The sequence below is a fragment of the Algoriphagus sediminis genome (assembly GCF_030403435.1).
Lineage (GTDB): Bacteria > Bacteroidota > Bacteroidia > Cytophagales > Cyclobacteriaceae > Algoriphagus > Algoriphagus sediminis.
The window spans coordinates 476,253-493,715 of the sequence record NZ_JAUEPH010000002.1 but is presented as its reverse complement, the minus strand read 5'-3'; the positions used below and the strand labels follow the sequence as shown (position 1 = coordinate 493,715).

The 17,463-nt window shown below is 40.1% G+C and carries 14 protein-coding genes; 3 read left to right on the top strand and 11 right to left on the bottom strand.

Annotation, left to right across the window (positions count from 1 at the left end):
• Positions 1 to 9: 9 nt before the first annotated feature.
• The 6 genes from rfbB to QVH07_RS05315 form a co-directional block, all read right to left on the bottom strand.
• A complete protein-coding gene (gene rfbB / locus QVH07_RS05340; protein ID WP_289999118.1) occupies positions 10 to 1,068 on the bottom strand; it encodes a dTDP-glucose 4,6-dehydratase in 1,059 nt (352 codons plus the stop codon).
• Positions 1,065 to 2,117 (bottom strand): NAD-dependent epimerase, encoded by a 1,053-nt coding sequence (locus QVH07_RS05335; protein ID WP_289999117.1) that lies wholly within the window; start codon positions 2,115 to 2,117, stop codon positions 1,065 to 1,067. The genes rfbB and QVH07_RS05335 overlap by 4 nt, the downstream gene beginning before the upstream one ends.
• 29 nt (positions 2,118 to 2,146) lie before the next feature.
• On the bottom strand, positions 2,147 to 3,292 hold the full coding sequence (locus QVH07_RS05330; RefSeq protein WP_289999116.1) for a glycosyltransferase family 4 protein: 1,146 nt from the start codon (positions 3,290 to 3,292) through the stop codon (positions 2,147 to 2,149).
• Positions 3,293 to 3,369: 77 nt separating this feature from the next.
• The gene (locus QVH07_RS05325; protein WP_289999115.1) at positions 3,370 to 3,576 is read right to left on the bottom strand and encodes a helix-turn-helix transcriptional regulator; all 207 of its coding nucleotides are present in this window, start codon (positions 3,574 to 3,576) and stop codon (positions 3,370 to 3,372) included.
• A 1-nt stretch (position 3,577) separates the two neighbouring features.
• The gene (locus QVH07_RS05320; RefSeq protein ID WP_289999114.1) at positions 3,578 to 4,027 is read right to left on the bottom strand and encodes a hypothetical protein; all 450 of its coding nucleotides are present in this window, start codon (positions 4,025 to 4,027) and stop codon (positions 3,578 to 3,580) included.
• Between the two features lie 12 nt (positions 4,028 to 4,039).
• Positions 4,040 to 4,456 carry a hypothetical protein gene (locus QVH07_RS05315; protein ID WP_289999113.1) on the bottom strand — a complete coding sequence of 139 codons (417 nt, stop codon included), beginning with the start codon at positions 4,454 to 4,456 and terminating at the stop codon, positions 4,040 to 4,042.
• Positions 4,457 to 4,637: 181 nt separating this feature from the next.
• On the opposite strand from QVH07_RS05315, the gene proC reads away from it, so the two are divergent.
• Entirely contained in the window at positions 4,638 to 5,432 is a 795-nt protein-coding gene (gene proC, locus QVH07_RS05310; RefSeq protein WP_289999112.1) for a pyrroline-5-carboxylate reductase, read from the top strand.
• A gap of 280 nt (positions 5,433 to 5,712) precedes the next feature.
• Here the strand turns inward: proC and QVH07_RS05305 are convergent, their stop codons facing one another.
• Genes QVH07_RS05305 through alaS form a run of 3 tightly spaced genes read right to left on the bottom strand, consistent with a single transcriptional unit; the run spans position 5,713 to position 10,925 of the window.
• A complete protein-coding gene (locus QVH07_RS05305; RefSeq protein WP_289999111.1) occupies positions 5,713 to 6,813 on the bottom strand; it encodes a TlpA disulfide reductase family protein in 1,101 nt (366 codons plus the stop codon).
• A 14-nt stretch (positions 6,814 to 6,827) separates the two neighbouring features.
• Positions 6,828 to 8,288: an Asp-tRNA(Asn)/Glu-tRNA(Gln) amidotransferase subunit GatB gene (gene gatB, locus QVH07_RS05300; protein ID WP_289999110.1), complete on the bottom strand. Its 1,461-nt coding sequence runs from the start codon at positions 8,286 to 8,288 to the stop codon at positions 6,828 to 6,830.
• A gap of 9 nt (positions 8,289 to 8,297) precedes the next feature.
• Entirely contained in the window at positions 8,298 to 10,925 is a 2,628-nt protein-coding gene (gene alaS / locus QVH07_RS05295) for an alanine--tRNA ligase (protein ID WP_289999109.1), read from the bottom strand.
• Positions 10,926 to 11,138: 213 nt separating this feature from the next.
• Here alaS and QVH07_RS05290 point away from each other — a divergent pair, with 213 nt between their 5' ends.
• Complete coding sequence (locus QVH07_RS05290; RefSeq protein ID WP_289999108.1) at positions 11,139 to 12,242, top strand: alanine racemase; 1,104 nt, start codon at positions 11,139 to 11,141, stop codon at positions 12,240 to 12,242.
• Positions 12,243 to 12,246: 4 nt separating this feature from the next.
• Entirely contained in the window at positions 12,247 to 13,020 is a 774-nt protein-coding gene (locus QVH07_RS05285) for a 3-ketoacyl-ACP reductase (protein WP_289999107.1), read from the top strand.
• Here the strand turns inward: QVH07_RS05285 and QVH07_RS05280 are convergent.
• On the bottom strand, positions 13,001 to 15,805 hold the full coding sequence (locus QVH07_RS05280; protein ID WP_289999106.1) for a carboxypeptidase-like regulatory domain-containing protein: 2,805 nt from the start codon (positions 15,803 to 15,805) through the stop codon (positions 13,001 to 13,003). The two genes, QVH07_RS05285 and QVH07_RS05280, sit on opposite strands and share 20 nt — an antisense overlap.
• A 96-nt stretch (positions 15,806 to 15,901) precedes the next feature.
• Positions 15,902 to 17,290: an arginine decarboxylase gene (locus QVH07_RS05275; protein WP_289999105.1), complete on the bottom strand. Its 1,389-nt coding sequence runs from the start codon at positions 17,288 to 17,290 to the stop codon at positions 15,902 to 15,904.
• Positions 17,291 to 17,463 lie beyond the last annotated feature (173 nt).

Genomic DNA, 17,463 nt, shown 5'->3' with positions numbered 1-17,463 from the left:
TCCTGAGAATTAATTAGAGGTCTGGTAGTGATTCTTATAGTAGGACTGATATTCACCCGAGGTCACATGATCTAACCAATCCTGATTCTTTAGGTACCAGTCAATGGTAATCTCTATCCCCTCCTCAAATTGGAGGCTTGGCTCCCACCCTAATTCCTCTTTTATCTTGGTGGCATCAATAGCATATCTAAGATCATGTCCTGCACGATCCTTAACAAAAGTGATGAGTTTTTCTGAGCTCCCCTTTTCCCTCCCTAGTTTTTCGTCCATCTTTTGGCAGAGAAGCCGAACGATATCAATATTCTGCCACTCATTAAATCCTCCAATATTGTAAGTATCTCCGGCTTTTCCTTTATGAAAAACAGTATCGATTGCTCGGGCGTGATCTTTTACAAATAACCAGTCACGGACGTTCTCTCCTTTTCCATAAATTGGCAGTGGCTTATTATTTCTGATATTATTGATGCAGAGCGGAATCAGCTTTTCCGGAAAGTGATTTGGACCGTAATTATTCGAGCAGTTTGATATCACTGTCCGCATCTTATAGGTATTGGCATAAGCCCGAACAAAGTGATCAGAAGATGCCTTAGAAGCTGAATACGGAGATTGAGGATCGTATGGTGTGGTTTCTAGGAAAAAACCATCGTCGTGAAGTGATCCATATACCTCATCGGTAGAGACATGATAAAACAAGTGATCTTGTAAATTATCCGCCCAGGCAGACTTTGAGACATTTAGTAAATTGACAGTGCCCATCACGTTCGTGGCGACGAAGGCCAATGGATCAGAAATAGATCGATCCACATGGGATTCCGCGGCTAAATGAATAACATCAGTGATTCCATGTTCTGAAAAAATTCTTCTTAATGCTTCGGAATCTTGAATGTCTGCTTTCTCAAAAAAGTAATTCTGTGCGCCTTCGATCTCCTTAAGGTTTTCCAGGTTCCCAGCATAAGTCAGTGCGTCCAGATTTATAATTCGATAATTGGGATACTTTTCTACAAAAAGCTTGACCACATGGCTTCCAATAAAACCCGCACCGCCGGTTATAAGAATTGACTTTGTCATTTTTGGGAATAATATTTTTTGTACCAATCCAGAAAAGCAGCCACTCCGTCTTTCACTGCAGTTGTTGGTTTGTAACCTGTATCTTCCATTAAATCAGTTACGTCAGCATGAGATGCTGGAACATCCCCTGCCTGCATGGGTAGTAATTCCATTTTGGCTTTTTTGCTCAAACCATCTTCTACTGCACGGATATAATCCATAAGCTCCACTGGTGATGAATTACCAATATTGTAAACTTTATAGGGAGCCTTGGATTTGCTTATGTCTCCTGTCTTTTCTGAATAGTTAGGATCTCCTTTTGGAGGTCTATCAGCCACCTTAAGCACCCCCTGTACAATATCATCCACGTAGGTGAAATCGCGTTTCATCTCTCCTTTATTAAAGACCTTGATGGGTTCTCCTCTCAGAATGGCTTCAGTAAAGAGAAACAAAGCCATATCGGGTCTTCCCCACGGTCCATAAACCGTAAAGAATCTCAAACCTGTAGAAGGAATACCAAATAAGTGGCTGTAAGTATGAGCCATAAGTTCATTTGACTTCTTCGATGCTGCGTAAAGGCTTATGGGGTGATCAACAGAATCTTTTGTCGAAAATGGTAACTTTTCATTCGCCCCATAAACCGAGCTAGAAGATGCATAGACTAAATGCCTCACGGGATGAAATCTACAAGCCTCCAGGATATTCAAGAAACCAACAATATTACTTTCCACATAAGCTTCTGGGTGGGAAAGAGAATATCTGACCCCTGCCTGAGCAGCAAGATTAATCACCACATCAAACTTCTCACTTTCGAAAAGCTTCATCAAAGCTTCCTTATCAGCAAGGTTTAATTGAATAAAAGAGAAGGGCTTAGAATCAGCTGTAACCAGCTTTCCTTTGATTATCTTTTCCCTATTTATCCCTAACTCTGAAATTCGGGCATATTTCAGGTTTACATCGTAATAGTCATTGACTATATCTAGGCCGACCACCTCATCTCCCCGCTCCAATAGATGCTTACAAACATGAAAGCCAATAAATCCGGCTGCCCCGGTGACAAGGTATTTCATATGGTTTCTTTACGGTTACTCACCCTAACTTAAAGATGCTTTTGATAGGCTTCAAATATTGCTTGGTGAATCTTTGATCGTTCATATTTTTCTTCTATCTCAAGAAGCAAATTATTTGCAAATTCTGCCATTTTATCGCGCTTAACAAAAGCAAATTCTAGCGCTTCGGTCAATACAGCTTTGTCTTTTACCGGGAAAATTAATCCGGTTTTCTGCTGGGTAACAATGTCTCGATTTCCTATTATATCAGAACAAATAATTGGCAATTGCATCGCCCCTGCCTCTAGAAGCACATTCGGAAAACCCTCCCTGTGCGAGGCATGCACCAGCACATCTGAAAGAGCCATATAATGCGCCACATGATCAGTCCAGTCGATCTGTACTATTCTTGGGTGATCATCAATCTTTTTAGTGGTATCAGCTGGCAGAGGGTCTAAATCCTTTTCATAGCTACCGAGTAGGACCAGTTTGGCCTTATTAACAATTTTAGAACCAAGAAATGCGTCCACCAATTCGGCAATACCTTTATCTCCAACCAAACGACCGACCGCTAAAATGATAAAATCATTTTCAGCAGGCATGATTCTCATGGTAGCCGCCACCAAGTGATTCTCCTTTAGTACTCCCCTATTGAATTTACTGAGGTCAACACCATTAGATGAGCCATGACCGATAATCTCTAATTTGTCTTTAGGACAAAACTGATTTTCCAACACGAAATCATAAAGCCCTTTGGAGTTTGGCCAAACGGCCGTCGCAGCATTATATGTCCACTTTTCGGCTTTTTCCAGTAAGGACTTTTTATTTCCCTCAGCAGCCATTGCCGGTATTCCTGCCAATGTGTGTATTCTGGTTTTTATTCCAGCACGTTTTGCAGCCATCATTCCGATCAGCCCTGCCTTAGGCGTATGAGTATGAACGATATCTGGTTTTTCTTTTTTGAAAAGTTTGGTAAGTGCCATCAGGCACTTCAAATCATGCAAGGGAGTGATTCGCCGGGTAAAGGGAATTACTTCGTGTCTGCACCCCTCCAACTTTTCAATCTGAGGGATTTCTTTTCCATCCGCACTTACCATGATTACTTCCCATCCTTGCTCGGACATATATTTCATTTGTCCTGCAAGCAAAAGCTTTAAAGAAAGAGGAACCGTGGTAACTCGGATTAATTTTGGCATGAAAAATATTATAAAAGCCCAAAGGTAAAATTTCTAAATATCAATTAAAGCCCTTACTTAAATTTTCCTATCCAAAATTACTCCCAGTCATTTTCTTCTAACTGAAAAATTTCTTCTAAGCTAGTTTCAAAGGTTTTTGCAATCTTCAGCGCCAACACGGTTGAAGGAACGTACTTACCTGATTCTATGCTGTTTATGGTTTGCCTGGAAACTTTAATCCGCTCTGCCAGATCCTGCTGAGTGAAGTTCTTTTTAGCTCTTTCTACTTTGACAGTATTTTTCATCTTAAAGGGCCAAGTGAAATTTCTTCTGCTTATACATCACCCATCTAAACCGAGCAATGAAAATAATTTGAATCAAAAACAGGTTGAGGACTAAAAATTCAAGATAGACCTCACCGTAGAATATTAGAGTTCCTAAAACCAAAAAGGCAGAATAAGCATAAAAAGCGATTAGAAGTGATTCTAATCGTAGCTTTTGAATGTATTCATCTTCCTCTTTCTCCTTTGAAAAGGCGATTAAAAAAAGGGTTAGAAAGACACCTAAAATGGCTAACTCATTCGTGAAGTTTTCATCTTCATCAACCAGAAACCCTCCTTCTCTCACACCCTGGATTTCAAGCCATGGTATTTCGAAATCATAATAGCCATTGGCAATTAATAGGATGACTGTTGGAATAAGCAAGCACCAACCAATAATCTGAAATCGGTGTGGTAAAAGAAATGAAGTTAGCATAGTGAAGTGGGTTTAGTTATTTTTCGATTGGTACAGCTGATAGCGAAAAGCCGCATACACATAAAGGTTTAAAAGGAAAAGAACCAGATAGGGCGAGAACCATTCAGAGTCAAGACCTCCATTTGTAAAAAAGCTAATCAAGACAATGGCTAGCAGCCCCCAAATGGTCCAATAAAATCCTGTCTGAAAGGATTGAAGTCTAAAGGACTTAATCATCTCATCCTCCTCTTCTTCCTTGCATAAATTCAAAATAATGAAACCCAAAGCCCAACCCGCATAAATGAATTGGCCTAGATTATCTGGAGTGAAATTTTCCATAATCACACCAAGAGCAATTCCCAAAACCACAGTTATTGGAAAAATGGAAAGAGCAAGTTTTTTCCACCAGGGAGAAAACATGGGTACTTTTAAAATCGATTCTTCTTTCATGAGGTAAAGTAATTTTTACCAAATGTAAATTTTGCTTTACATTATGTCAAGTAAAATTTTCAAAAAAATGTTAAATCGATCTATTTAAAAAATTGGAGCCGAAAATGATGATTAGCATTTTCATAGAAATGAATCCATTTACCTACCTTTAATTTATTATTTCAAGCCAGCCATTAAGAAAATGAAAAAATCTATCGCAATTATAGGTTCAGGGAACCTCGGCAAATCCATCGCTCAAGGACTTCTAAAAAATGAGGACTTTGAACCGAGCCAATTAATTCTTACTAGAAGAAATCCAGCCAATCTATCGGAATTTACTTCGCGGGGAGTTACCATCAGCTCAGACAATCGCCTTGCTGCCGAAAAGGCGGATATCCTAATTCTTGGGGTTAAGCCTTTCACCATACCAGTAATCTTGGACGAGATTAAAGACATTCTGGAAAGCAAAAAAATAATCCTGATCTCATTAGCTACTGGAGTAAGTCTGAATGAAATAGCGCAGCAGACCAATTCTTCTCAAGTCATATTCAGGGCGATGCCAAACATTGCCGCAGATATTCAGGAATCGATCACCTGTCTGTGTTCCAGGAATGAGACGGTTGATCAGAAAACCGAAGTAGAAAACCTTTTCAACCATATAGGACAAAGCATCAGTATTGATGAATCTCTTATGGAAGCGGCGACAGTACTAGGGGCATGTGGTATCGCATATGTCCTTCGCTTCATTCGCGCTATGATCCAAGGTGGTATTCAAATTGGATTTGATTCCGACACGGCAAGCAAAATAGTAAATCAGACCGTGAAAGGAGCTGCAGAGCTTATGATCAAAAATGAAATGCATCCCGAAGAAGCAATAGACAAAGTTACAACCCCAAAAGGATGTACCATAGTAGGATTAAATGAGATGGAACACCATGGCTTCAGCTCTTCCATGGTTCGAGGGGTTTTAGCTAGTTATGAAAAAATCGAGAAGTAGTTCGAAATCGATTGTATTGGAAATTTTCAGCTTATTCTAAAAAAGTTAATATTTAAATAATGTTCAATAAGTTTAAGATTGTTTTTCTTTTGAATCTTTTTACTAGATTTGTCTCGGGTGATAAACAACTTTTACAAATTCCTTTTTGAAAAAACGATTTTTAAAGGAAGGACTGTTTGGTAATTTTTTATCCTTCCTTCTACTTATTGGACTAATGAAAAAAGCTCTCGATTTTTCGAGAGCTTTTTTTTGTACTTGACATTTTTATGAATGTTGAAACTTATTCGAAAATTTCAATCAGTTTATTTTCCAATGATTGACCTCTCAGATCACGAGCGATGATTTTACCTTCAGGATCCAAAAGAAAGGATGCTGGAATCGCATTAATTTGATAAGTAACAGGCGCGGTTCCATTGAAATAATTTAATTCTGAAACCTGTGGCCAACCCAAATTATCATCAGCAATAGCTTGAACCCAAGGCTCTCTGGCCCTATCCAATGAAACTCCAAAAATTTCGAATCCTTCATCTTTATACCTATCGTACATTCTGACCAGATTCGGATTTTCCACGCGGCAAGGCTTACACCATGCAGCCCAAAAATCAATTAAAACATACTTACCACGATAATCTGATAGCTTTAGTAATTCCCCATTTGGATTTAGTGACTCAATCTCCGGTGCCACCTGTCCAATAGAAAGTGCTCTTATTTCATCTAACTGTTGCTTTATCTGCACAATCATTTTTGTGTCGGGATATCTTTGATTCAGCTCAGCCACTAAGCTGTCTATAAAGGGGAAGTCATTTTTGGTATTTAAAAAACCGATGGCAGCCAGGGAGGCAAAGCTATCTCCCATGCTGTTGATGGTTTCCTTTACTTGATCAGATTGGTTTGCCTCCAACATCATGGCCTTTTCCTGAATAGCTTTAATAGCTTCAGTATCGTTAGAACTCATAGCCTGATAATACTCGTCATTTAACGCTTTAACCTGAGTTTGGTAGCTATTCATAAGAGTTTCGATCTTAGCCATTTCCTGACTATCCTTCGATCCTTGGATTTCAAGACTATTTGGAGCTGAATAATCATAATTCACCTGAACATCTTCCTCAAACAGGGCAAGACGAACCGTCTTTTTACCGTGTAAATTAAGTTCCAAAAAGACAGGAGCATCAAGCTCCATTGAATATTCATACTCTCCATTTAGAACCTCCAAAGTATCTAAAACCTCAGGTCGGCTATCCGTAAATTTGGATAGAATAAGATCTCCTTCGGGTACGTTAGATAACACACCAGAAATGGTGACTTTACCCTCCTGCGCTTGCTGGGTGCCGCCCCCACATGAGCTTAAAATCAAACCCAAAACAAGGGCAAATGATGTCATAGCGAACTTCATATTTACTTTTCTAATATTTCTGTTAAAATCTTTTGGGCAACCTTAGGGTCTGCTTTTCCCTGGGACTTTTTCATTAATTGCCCCATAAACATGCCCAATAGCCCTTTTTTGCCTGATCGATACTCTTTTACTTTTTTCTCGTTTTCAGCGATCACTTGCTCCGCCAGAGGAACCAGTGATGACTCATCGCTTTCCTGAATCAGGTTTAACTTAGTGGCAATTTCCAATCCACTCTGATCAGGGTTTCTAACCAACTCAGGAAAGATATTTTGAGAAGCCGCTGAGAAACTAACTTTCCCGGATTTTACTAAGGATATCAATTCAGCAATCTGGCTTGGTTCGATAGTGAAACGGTTAATACCTATTCCAAGTTCATTCAAAATGGATTTAACCGGACCCATCATCCAATTTGAAGCCGCTTTATATTCTGAAGTGTGACCACAGAGCTTTTCGAAGTACTCTGCCACTTCCTTGCTTTCGGTAAGAAAGGCGGCATCATAGTCTGGCAAACCAAAGCTTTCTACAAATTTCCTATGATATTCTCTTGGCAAAGGCGGTAATTTACTTTTCACCTCCTCAAGCCACTCTTCTGAAAGATGAATTGGACTCAGATCAGGCTCGGGAAAATAACGGTAATCATTGAGCTCTTCTTTTTTACGCATTCCGAAAGTCAAACCTTTATCTGCATCAAAGGTCCTGGTCTCAGAAATGATCTCTACTCCTTTTTCCAAAAGCTCCACCTGCCTGATAAATTCATGATTTATTGCTTTGGATACATTCCTGAATGAATTCATATTCTTCACCTCCACTTTCTTTCCAAGCTCACTCGATCCCTTTGGTCTGACTGAAATGTTTGCATCGCAGCGAAAGGAACCTTCCTCCATATTTCCATCGCAAATTCCAAGATACATAACCAGCTTTCTGAGTTCGGTCAAAACGGCAGTCGCTTCTTCTGCCGAGTGCATGTCCGGCTCAGTTACTAGTTCTATCAGAGGAGTTCCTGCACGATTAAAGTCTACCAGTGTGTCACTTTCCCCAGTCAGGTGAATGGACTTACCCGCATCCTCTTCCATATGAATTCTATTCAATTTAATTCCCCTCTTAGAACCGTTTTTCAACTGAATAGGCACTACACCTCCTATGCAAATCGGGCTTTTGTCTTGGGTAATTTGATACCCTTTCGGAAGATCAGGATAGAAATAATTTTTTCTATCAAAAATATTAACCCGACTGATTGTACAGTCACAAGCTAGCCCCATGCGCACAGCATACTCTATGGCTTTCTTATTTACCTTCGGCAAAGTGCCAGGATGTCCAAGTGTAATTTCAGATACTTGAGTATTCGGTTCTTTCCCATAGGCAGTCGAATCGCCTGCAAAAATCTTACTTTCTGTGGCTAACTGGGCATGAACCTCGAGTCCGACCACCAGCTGATATTTATCTAAAATTTCCTGTTGAGACATAGGACGATTTTATTTCAAAAATATTTCTTCCGCACGCCTCACCACTTGGTCCAGACCATTGATATTTTTACCCCCGGCTGTCGCAAAGAAAGGTTGTCCTCCTCCTCCGCCTTGGATTTCTTTAGCGAGGTCACGGACAATCTGACCAGCATTAATATCTTCGGCTGCTAAAACAGAATCAGAAACTGCCACCGAAATTTGGGGTTTTCCAGCAATGTCCGCTGCAAGAATAATCAGTGAATTTTCGATTTCATTCTTCAGCTCAAAAGCAATTTTCTTTAAAGCGTCAGCCCCTGGTAAAGCTACTTTTGCAATTAATACATTCTTATTTCCCAGGTCTTTAACTTTTGAAAGCAGTTCTGTTTTTAAACCTGCGGCTTTCTCCTGATGAAGACTCTCGATCTCCTTTTTCAGCTCATTCCTTTCAGCAATAAGCCCTTCCACCGCCTTCTTTAAATCCTTCGGGTTTTTCAAAACCTCCTGAATTTCTTTAACCAGTTTTTCCTTATCCCGGAAATAGTTTTCAGCCTTTTCAGAAGTGATGGCCTCAATACGCCTTACCCCTGAAGAAATCGAACCCTCAGAAAGAATTTTGAATAAACCAATACGTCCTGTGCTAGGCACATGCGTTCCTCCACACAGTTCCACTGAGAATTTCGGATCAAAAGTAATTACACGAACAAAATCCCCATATTTCTCACCAAATAAAGCCGTAGCCCCTTGCTTCTTGGCTTCTTCAATTGGAACATTTCTTTGTTCAACCAGCTCAATATTTTCACGTATTTTGCTATTCACTATCTCCTCAACTTGCTGAATTTCTTCGTCGGTCATTTTAGAGAAATGTGAAAAATCGAATCGCAACACCTGATCATTGACCAATGAGCCTCTCTGCTGAATATGATCACCAAGTACCTCTCGAAGTGCAGATTGCAAGAGGTGTGTGGCTGTGTGATTGTTCATAGTGAGCTTTCTGCGATTTGACTCCACTATAGCCTCAAAGGTCTCTTCAGGTTTTTCCGGAATTTTATCTACAAAGTGAACAATCAGATCATTCTCCTTTTTAGTATCTAAAACCCGAATTTGATCATAATCTGACTTTAGGATTCCAGTATCTCCAACCTGACCACCGCTTTCGGCATAGAAGGGAGTTTTATCCAAAACGATTTGAAATTGATTCCCTTTTTTACCCTTAACCGTTCTGTATTTAATTATGTGGCATTTGGCTTCAAGAAAGTCATATCCTATGAATTCCACACCAGTATCTGGCCGAAGTGAAACCCAATCGCCCATCTCTTGCTCAGAGGCTGCTCGGGATCTTGTTTTCTGGATTTCCATTTCCTTCTCGAATCCCTTCTCATCCAGAGATAGTCGGCTCTCCCTCGCGATGAGGGAAGTTAAATCCAATGGAAAGCCGAAAGTATCATATAGCTCAAATGCCACTTCTCCCGGAATCACTTTCTCCCCTTTTGAAGACAATTCAGCCTTAATCTGATCCAATCTTTTTAGGCCGTTGTCCAAAGTCCTCAGAAATGAGCTTTCTTCTTCAAAAATCACTTTTGAAATGAAATCCTTCTGAAGCCTTACCTCAGGAAAAATATCTCCAAAGTTTTCTGAAATCAGATCACATAGCTCGTATAAAAAAGGAGATGTAAAACCCAAAAAGGTATATCCATATCTAACCGCTCTTCTGAGGATCCTACGTATTACATAGCCTGCCTTATTATTTGAAGGGAGCTGACCATCTGCTATAGTAAATGAAATAGCACGAATATGATCCACAATCACCCGAAAAGCGATATCCGTTTGCTCATCAACACCATATTTTTTACCTGATTTTTCCTCCAAAGCCTTCAAGAAGGGTGAGAAGAGATCTGTGTCGTAATTGGAAGATTTGTTTTGAATCGCCCGAACAAGCCTTTCGAAACCCATCCCCGTATCTACATGCCTTGCTGGTAAATTTTTAAGACTGCCGTCAGAAAGACGGTTAAACTGCATAAAAACCAGGTTCCAAATCTCAATTACCTGCTCGTGATCCATATTCACCAGTTCATTGCCTGGAACCTGTTCACGCTCTTCATCAGGTCTTAAGTCAATATGAATTTCTGAACAAGGACCACAGGGACCAGTCTCGCCCATTTCCCAGAAATTGTCCTTCTTGGACCCCATGATAATTCGCTCCTCGGGAACGATTTCCTTCCAAAAATCGAAAGCCTCTTTATCCATCGATAGATTATCGGACTCATCACCTTCAAAGACGGAAACATACAATCTATCCTTATCCAAGCCGTAGACTTCCGTCAACAACTCCCATGCCCATGCAATTGCCTCCTTTTTAAAGTAATCCCCAAAAGACCAGTTACCAAGCATTTCAAACATGGTGTGATGGTAGGTGTCCACTCCCACTTCTTCCAGGTCATTGTGTTTTCCACTTACTCTAAGGCATTTTTGGCTATTCGCTACACGTGGAAACTTTGGCTCTTCATTACCCAGAAAAGCGTCCTTAAACTGGTTCATCCCAGCATTTGTAAACATAAGGGTAGGGTCATTCTTGACCACAATGGGTGATGACGGCACATAATGGTGCTTTTTCTTCTCAAAAAAGTCGATAAACGTCCGACGAATTTTTTTTGCTTCCATGAAGTATTGTAATCGCTTTTTGTTTGTCCTAAATAGGGAAATCCCTGGACAATTATTGGGCAACAAAATTAGAATAATTGGTGGTCTTTATCGCATTTCATAAGAAAATACCTATTTCTAGTGAGTGATAAAGGCTTATTTAAATTGCGGGTTAACCATTCCACGAATCTTTTGCATATTTAAGGAAACACTTCACCACGAAAAATCACTAAAATGTCCTATTTGGATAAAATCACCTCACCTACACTTTTGCTTGATGAAAAAATCTGTCGCGCCAATCTGAAAATGATGGCCGATAAGGCACAAAGACATAGAATGGAACTTGTTCCCCATTTTAAGACTGCCCAATCCCGCTTAATAGGAAGCTGGGCAAAGGAATATGGAATAAAGGAAATCACAACCTCCAGTGTGAAAATGACTAAATATCTTCTTGGGGATGGATGGGAAAATATCCATATCGCATTTCCATTTAATCCACGTGAGGTTGAAAAGTTAGATGAGCTGGCCTCATCTCAATCCATTTCAGTTCAACTCATAAACACCGAAACCACAAAGCACCTAGCTTCTACTCTAAGCAATCCCGTAGGTTTTTTTATCGAAATTGACGCAGGATACGGACGTACAGGAGTAGATTCCAGAGATTATTCCAAAATCCAAGAAATTCTGGACATTGCTAAAAATACTCCCAACCTGAATTTCAAAGGATTTTACCTACATCCCGGTCATACGTATTACGGCAATATTCCTGCTATCTATGAGGAAACCAGAGAGGCATTAGGGAGGCTAAAGAAAGAATTTAAACCTCAATTCCCTCATCTGGTTACCCGAACTGGAGACACCCCAGGATGTGCCGTTGTTGAGGATTTTGGAGATATCGACCAGCTAGGACCAGGTAATTTTGTTTTTTTTGATTTAATGCAAGCCTACCTGGGTAGCTGTGCAAAATCGGATATTGCTGTAGCCATGGCCGTACCAGTGGTGGATATAAAAAAAGATAGAAAAGAAATCCTCGTGCATGGAGGCGGAGTTCATTTTGCCAAGGATGTCCTTCAAAATGAAGATGGCTCTATGAATTTTGGGGAATTGGTTTATTTGAAAGATGATGGGTGGGAGATTCCAAATGATGGATCTCACCTTAAAAAGATTTCTCAGGAACACGGGCTTCTCAAAGCTTCTGATGAGTTATTGGGTAGGGTTAAAGTTGGGGATTTGATAGGCATTCTTCCTGTTCATTCGTGTATGACAGCGGATTGTATGGGAGAATATCTGACCTTGGATGGGAATTGGGTGGATCATGCCGAAGGACCAAAAAACTAAAAGAATGGAAAAACCTATTGCATTGATTACTGGAGGATCCAGAGGAATTGGTTTTGGGATTGCTAGCGAGCTGGCCAAAAACGGATTCGATTTAGCTATTAACGGGGTTCGGGATCAGAAAAACGCAAAAGCCAACCTAGAAAAACTTCAGCAACATGAAGCTAAGGTCGTTTATCTTCAAGGAGATATTTCCAAAACGGCTGATCGGAACACTATTCTACAGGGTATGAAAGAGCACTTCGGCAAAATCAATTTACTGGTAAACAACGCTGGAGTTGCCCCAAAAACAAGAAATGATGTCTTCGAAATCACAGAAGATGAATATGACTATGTGGTGAATGTAAATGAAAGAGGGACCTTTTTTCTTACACAGATTTTTGCCCAATGGATGGCAGAACTTAGGAATGACAACCCGAATGATCCGATGACTATCATTAATGTAACATCTGTTTCAGCGGTTTTAGCTTCCACTCTTAGGATGGCCTATTGCATGTCAAAGGCCGGTGCATCGATGATGTCCAAAACGATGGCCGTGAAGATGGCTGAATTCAAAATTCCCGTTTATGAAATACGTCCTGGGTTTATGGATACGGATATGATTGAGGCTGTACGTGAACACTATCAAGAACTTGCCAAAAGTGGATCTACTTTAGAACCGAGAATTGGAAAACCCAAAGATGTAGGTAAAGTTGTTTCAGCTTTGGCCACTGGCCAAATTCCTTACGCTACGGGTCAAATCATCAATGTAGATGGAGGTCTTACTCTTGAACGGATGTAATATTTTTCTCAATCAGGATGGACTCAACCCACCAAAAAGGCAGCCCATCTTCAGTTACTCCTTCAAGCCTTAAATCAATTTCATTTACTCCTGAAGGAAGATAGATTTCAAATTCATATCGACCTTCTGCGGTAGTGACAGAAGGATTCCAATAAAGAGTTTGCCTTCTTCCCAAAGATGTTTCCGCATTAGGTTCATTTGGAAATGGAATTTGCCTAGCATAGCCTTTTAGTAAAAATTTATTGAAACCAAAATCATTGAAATTTCTTTCACCGCCTGGAATGAATCTATCTCCCCTTTTGGTTTCTATCATTATCACCCCAGCAAATCCACCTAATCCAAAAACAGGAGCATTCAAGGTATAAATGGCAATGGATTTAACCTCATCGGTAGTGTAATTCTGCAAAACTTGAGAAGCTGTCTCGGTCGTAGAATCCGTCTGGTACCTGAACCCATCAATTATCAAAAGAGGATCCCCAGCCCCTACTCCGAAATTATAATTACCTAAGCCGCCATTCCCACCATTTCCGAGTCGCATTCCAATTACTTGATCTAGAGTACTACCTGGCCAATTATCCAGATCTTCGCTGTCTAAAGCAAAGTTTGGATCACCGTAACCGTAGTATCGATCCTCCATGGCCTCGATCTTTTCATCCTCCGCCACAAACTCCTCCAGTAAAATGAAATCGCCAAACTCATCGTAGGCACCTCGATTAGCGCTCATTTCGTAGATGGAGTAATCGAGCTTTGGTGATGATCCCCTAAAAACAGGAGTTTCTCTGTCTAACAATTCCACTGACCCATATGGTTTTCGCTTTTCGTCAAGCGCTGCCATGGCTAGGGTATCCCATTCAAAGAAGTTCAATCCAGTGGCTCTGAAATACCCGCTAGTATCTGTAGAAACTACTCCATAATCAGCCAAGTCTCCTCTTACTATCGTGATCGGGTTGATATCTGGCTGTCTTTTTTTAGACTTAGTGAATCTACCTTCTACCGTGATGCCATATTCGATAGGGTATTGTGGATTGATTGAAAGGGGATCCTTACTTTCTTCATCAAGCCACTCGAAGGCCTTAATCAGGTTATTTTGATTATCCATACTGGAGACAAATTGCTGATCTGTAGCGCTCAGAATGAAATTTGCCCCTAGAGGTTCATCCAATGCATCCAAAAGCTCAATTGTCACCAAAATCACTTTTTGGCCTTCTTTCATAAAGACAGAATCCCTAAAATGAAAAACAAGATCCCCTCCATAATCCCTGTTTTGAGTGGCTTGCGCTTCAATATTTGTGCCCTTAGCCAGAACCGGAATGGCTCTCTGGTATACATCTTTTTCAGGATAGTTTCTCATCCATTCTGTATAGGCTTTGATAAAATAATCACCCGGAGGCAAGGAGTCTGGTAGTTGAAACGCCCCATTAATTTTACCATCCCTGATCGGGTACTTTTCTTCAAAGACAAGGTCAGATTTCGAATCCCTGAATTCCAAATAGAGGAGCCGACTCAGGGAATCCTTGAAGAACTGATTTTTGTAAAGCATTATCCCTCCAAGCCAAACGCTCTCCCCTGGAAAGTAATAGGGTTTATTCGTAGTGATATAGGGCCTTTCCCTCAGGTTTTCCCATCTATTAGCCTGAGCTTTCACTACATTTAGTTCCTCAGCGAAATTTTCGAATGTTTGAGGAGGTATGAAATCATGGGGTAAGGTTCTACCCATCCTTGGCCTTCCCAAGTATCCTGACAATACAACCTGAGTTGGGTGAATGGGGACACCATTACGATCAATATCGAAATAACCTCTAGGTGCCGAAATCCAACCCACAGGATGGTAAATATCCTGATAATAGTTATTTAGCCAGCTTTTCTTTAAAAAGTGAACTTCTACCCTATCAGGCCAGATAATTCTGAAATTTCCATTTTTCAAAGGAATGCGACGAATAGAATCCTGAGATAAGGGAACGATAGACTCGCCTAACTCTACGGTGTAAGTATTCGTTCTTCTTCTATCCATTTGTTCCGGATGAGTTATATACAAATCAAAGCCTTGCTCATCCGCTCTCTGGACTAGCAAAGAACGCATCAAGTGTTTTAATGAACCTTGATAACTGGTTTCCTTTTGAAGCTGGTACTGCTTCTTGGTCAGCGAATCTTTAGGTTCTATTTCTTCAAAAAAAGCCAGACCGAAGTATTGAGACTTGTCCTTGTAGAGCTTATAATCCTGAAGGTAATATTCTATTTTGTAGCCTAATGCTGAATTTTCTATAATCAAAGGTTGCTGAGCTGTGGCCTGAATGTAGTTTGGGCCTTTATCCGGTTTTACCTTCTCAAATTCTAAAACCCATGGATTTAGAATTTCCTGCCCATCTGAAATAGGGTCATCTGGGAGAGCTAAAAACACCTTTTCGAATCTTTTCAAATTCCTTTCCCAGGGTTTATCTCTGCGGCTTTTCAGTTCCACTTCGGAGAGAACAGATTCCAAGGGAGTTAGAGTAAAGTCAACAGTTTTAGTTTCGCCCTCACCAATGGAGACTTCCTGACTGAAAGTCTCATATCCAACAAATGAAGCTACCAGACTTAAGGTCCCAGGAAGATCATTTCTTGAAATTTCGAAAAAGCCATTTTCATCAGAAACTGTTCCTATGGTTGTATTATTAATAAATACATTACAAAATGGCATAAACTTTCCAGTGGAGCCATCTTTTACAGTTCCTCTGATGGTCTGAGAGTAAAGATTCCCCACTATCAGAGAAAAAAAAAGTAGAAGAAAAACACGCTTTGAATTCACTTTTGTCAGATTGGGTCTTTCTATCCTAACACACGGAAACTACCCAATTTGGTTGTAAATTGCCAAGATTTGGGATAAGCGGAAAAAATACCAGCTTTAGTAACCCAAAGTTTTTAACATTCCTTCTTCGTCCTGATCTCCAGCAAAAAGCCGATGGGTTACCTTACCATTTTCATCCCGATCAATTAACACATGCTTCGGAGCTGGAATAAGACAATGTTGGATTCCGCCATAACCTCCTAAGGATTCCTGATAGGCACCGGTATGGAAAAACCCAATATATTGAGGTCTGCCTTTTTCGATTTTTGGGAGATAAATATTGAATTGGTGCGCTTCAGAATTATAATAATCCATCCCATCACAAGTCAAGCCCCCCAATGAAATATTCTGGTAGGTTTCATCCCAGTTGTTTACCGCAAGCATTATGTACTTCTGATTTAATCCCCAGGTATCGGGAAGCTGAGTGATAAACGAACCGTCTATCATATACCAAAGCTCTTTATCGTTCTGAAGCTTTTCATCCAAAATTGAATATAAAACCGCACCACTTTCCCCTACGGTGTAGCTACCAAATTCAGTAAAAATATGAGGTTCAGGAGTATGGTTTTTGTCACACATCCACTTAATATTCTTCACAATTTGACCAGCCATATATTGGTAATCATAATCGAAAAATACATTAGTCTTTATGGGCCATCCCCCACCTATATCCATGGTATCCAGAGTGGGTACCATCTTCTTCAAGTCTACATACTTTTGGATGAACCGGGTTAACTCCGACCAATAATATGCTGTATCACGGATTCCTGAGTTAATGAAGAAATGGAGCATTTTAAGGCTAACGCGAGGATTAGGCTTAATTTTCTCTTCATACAGTTTGATAATATCCCTGTATCTCACTCCTAAGCGCGAAGTGTAAAATGCAGATTTTGGCTCCTCATCAGCTGCAATTCTGATTCCCACCTGGAAAGGCACTTTCACATGTTCCAGATAGTAGTCTATTTCGTCCAGATTATCGAGCACAGGAATACAATTGATAAAGCCATCATTCAAAAGCTCAGAAATATATTGCTTATAAAGCTCTCTTTTGAATCCATTACAAACGATGAAAGTATCCTTACTTATTTTCCCTTTTTCGTAAAGCTTTCTGACCAGAGGAATATCAAAAGTCGATGAAGTCTCTATATGAGCTCCATTCTCCAAACATTCATCCAAAACAAAGCTGAAATGGCTTGATTTAGTGCAATAGCAATAAGTGTAATCAGCCTTGTACTCGTGTTCATCGATGGCGTTTTGGAAGTATTTTTTGGCGTTTTGAATGCTCTGAGAAATCTTAGGCAAGTACGTCAGTTTGAGAGGTGTACCATACTCCTCGATAATTTCCATCAAATCGACATCATTGAAATGCAGTTTGTTGTCCTTTAAGGTGAATTCCTTGGTAGGAAAGTCAAAGGTCTGTTTGATTAAATCAACGTATCTATTCATGATGGTATACTTTCAGGTTTACAAGGCCCAAATATCTGATAAATTGCTTAATGCTAATATCTAATTGTATGGCTTTTATTTTAAGTTTTGTAAATGGTTTGGTTAAGGATAGAAAACTTAAAAGCAAACGAACCACCCATCTCATTAAATAAAACAATGGCCAAATCAGCAAA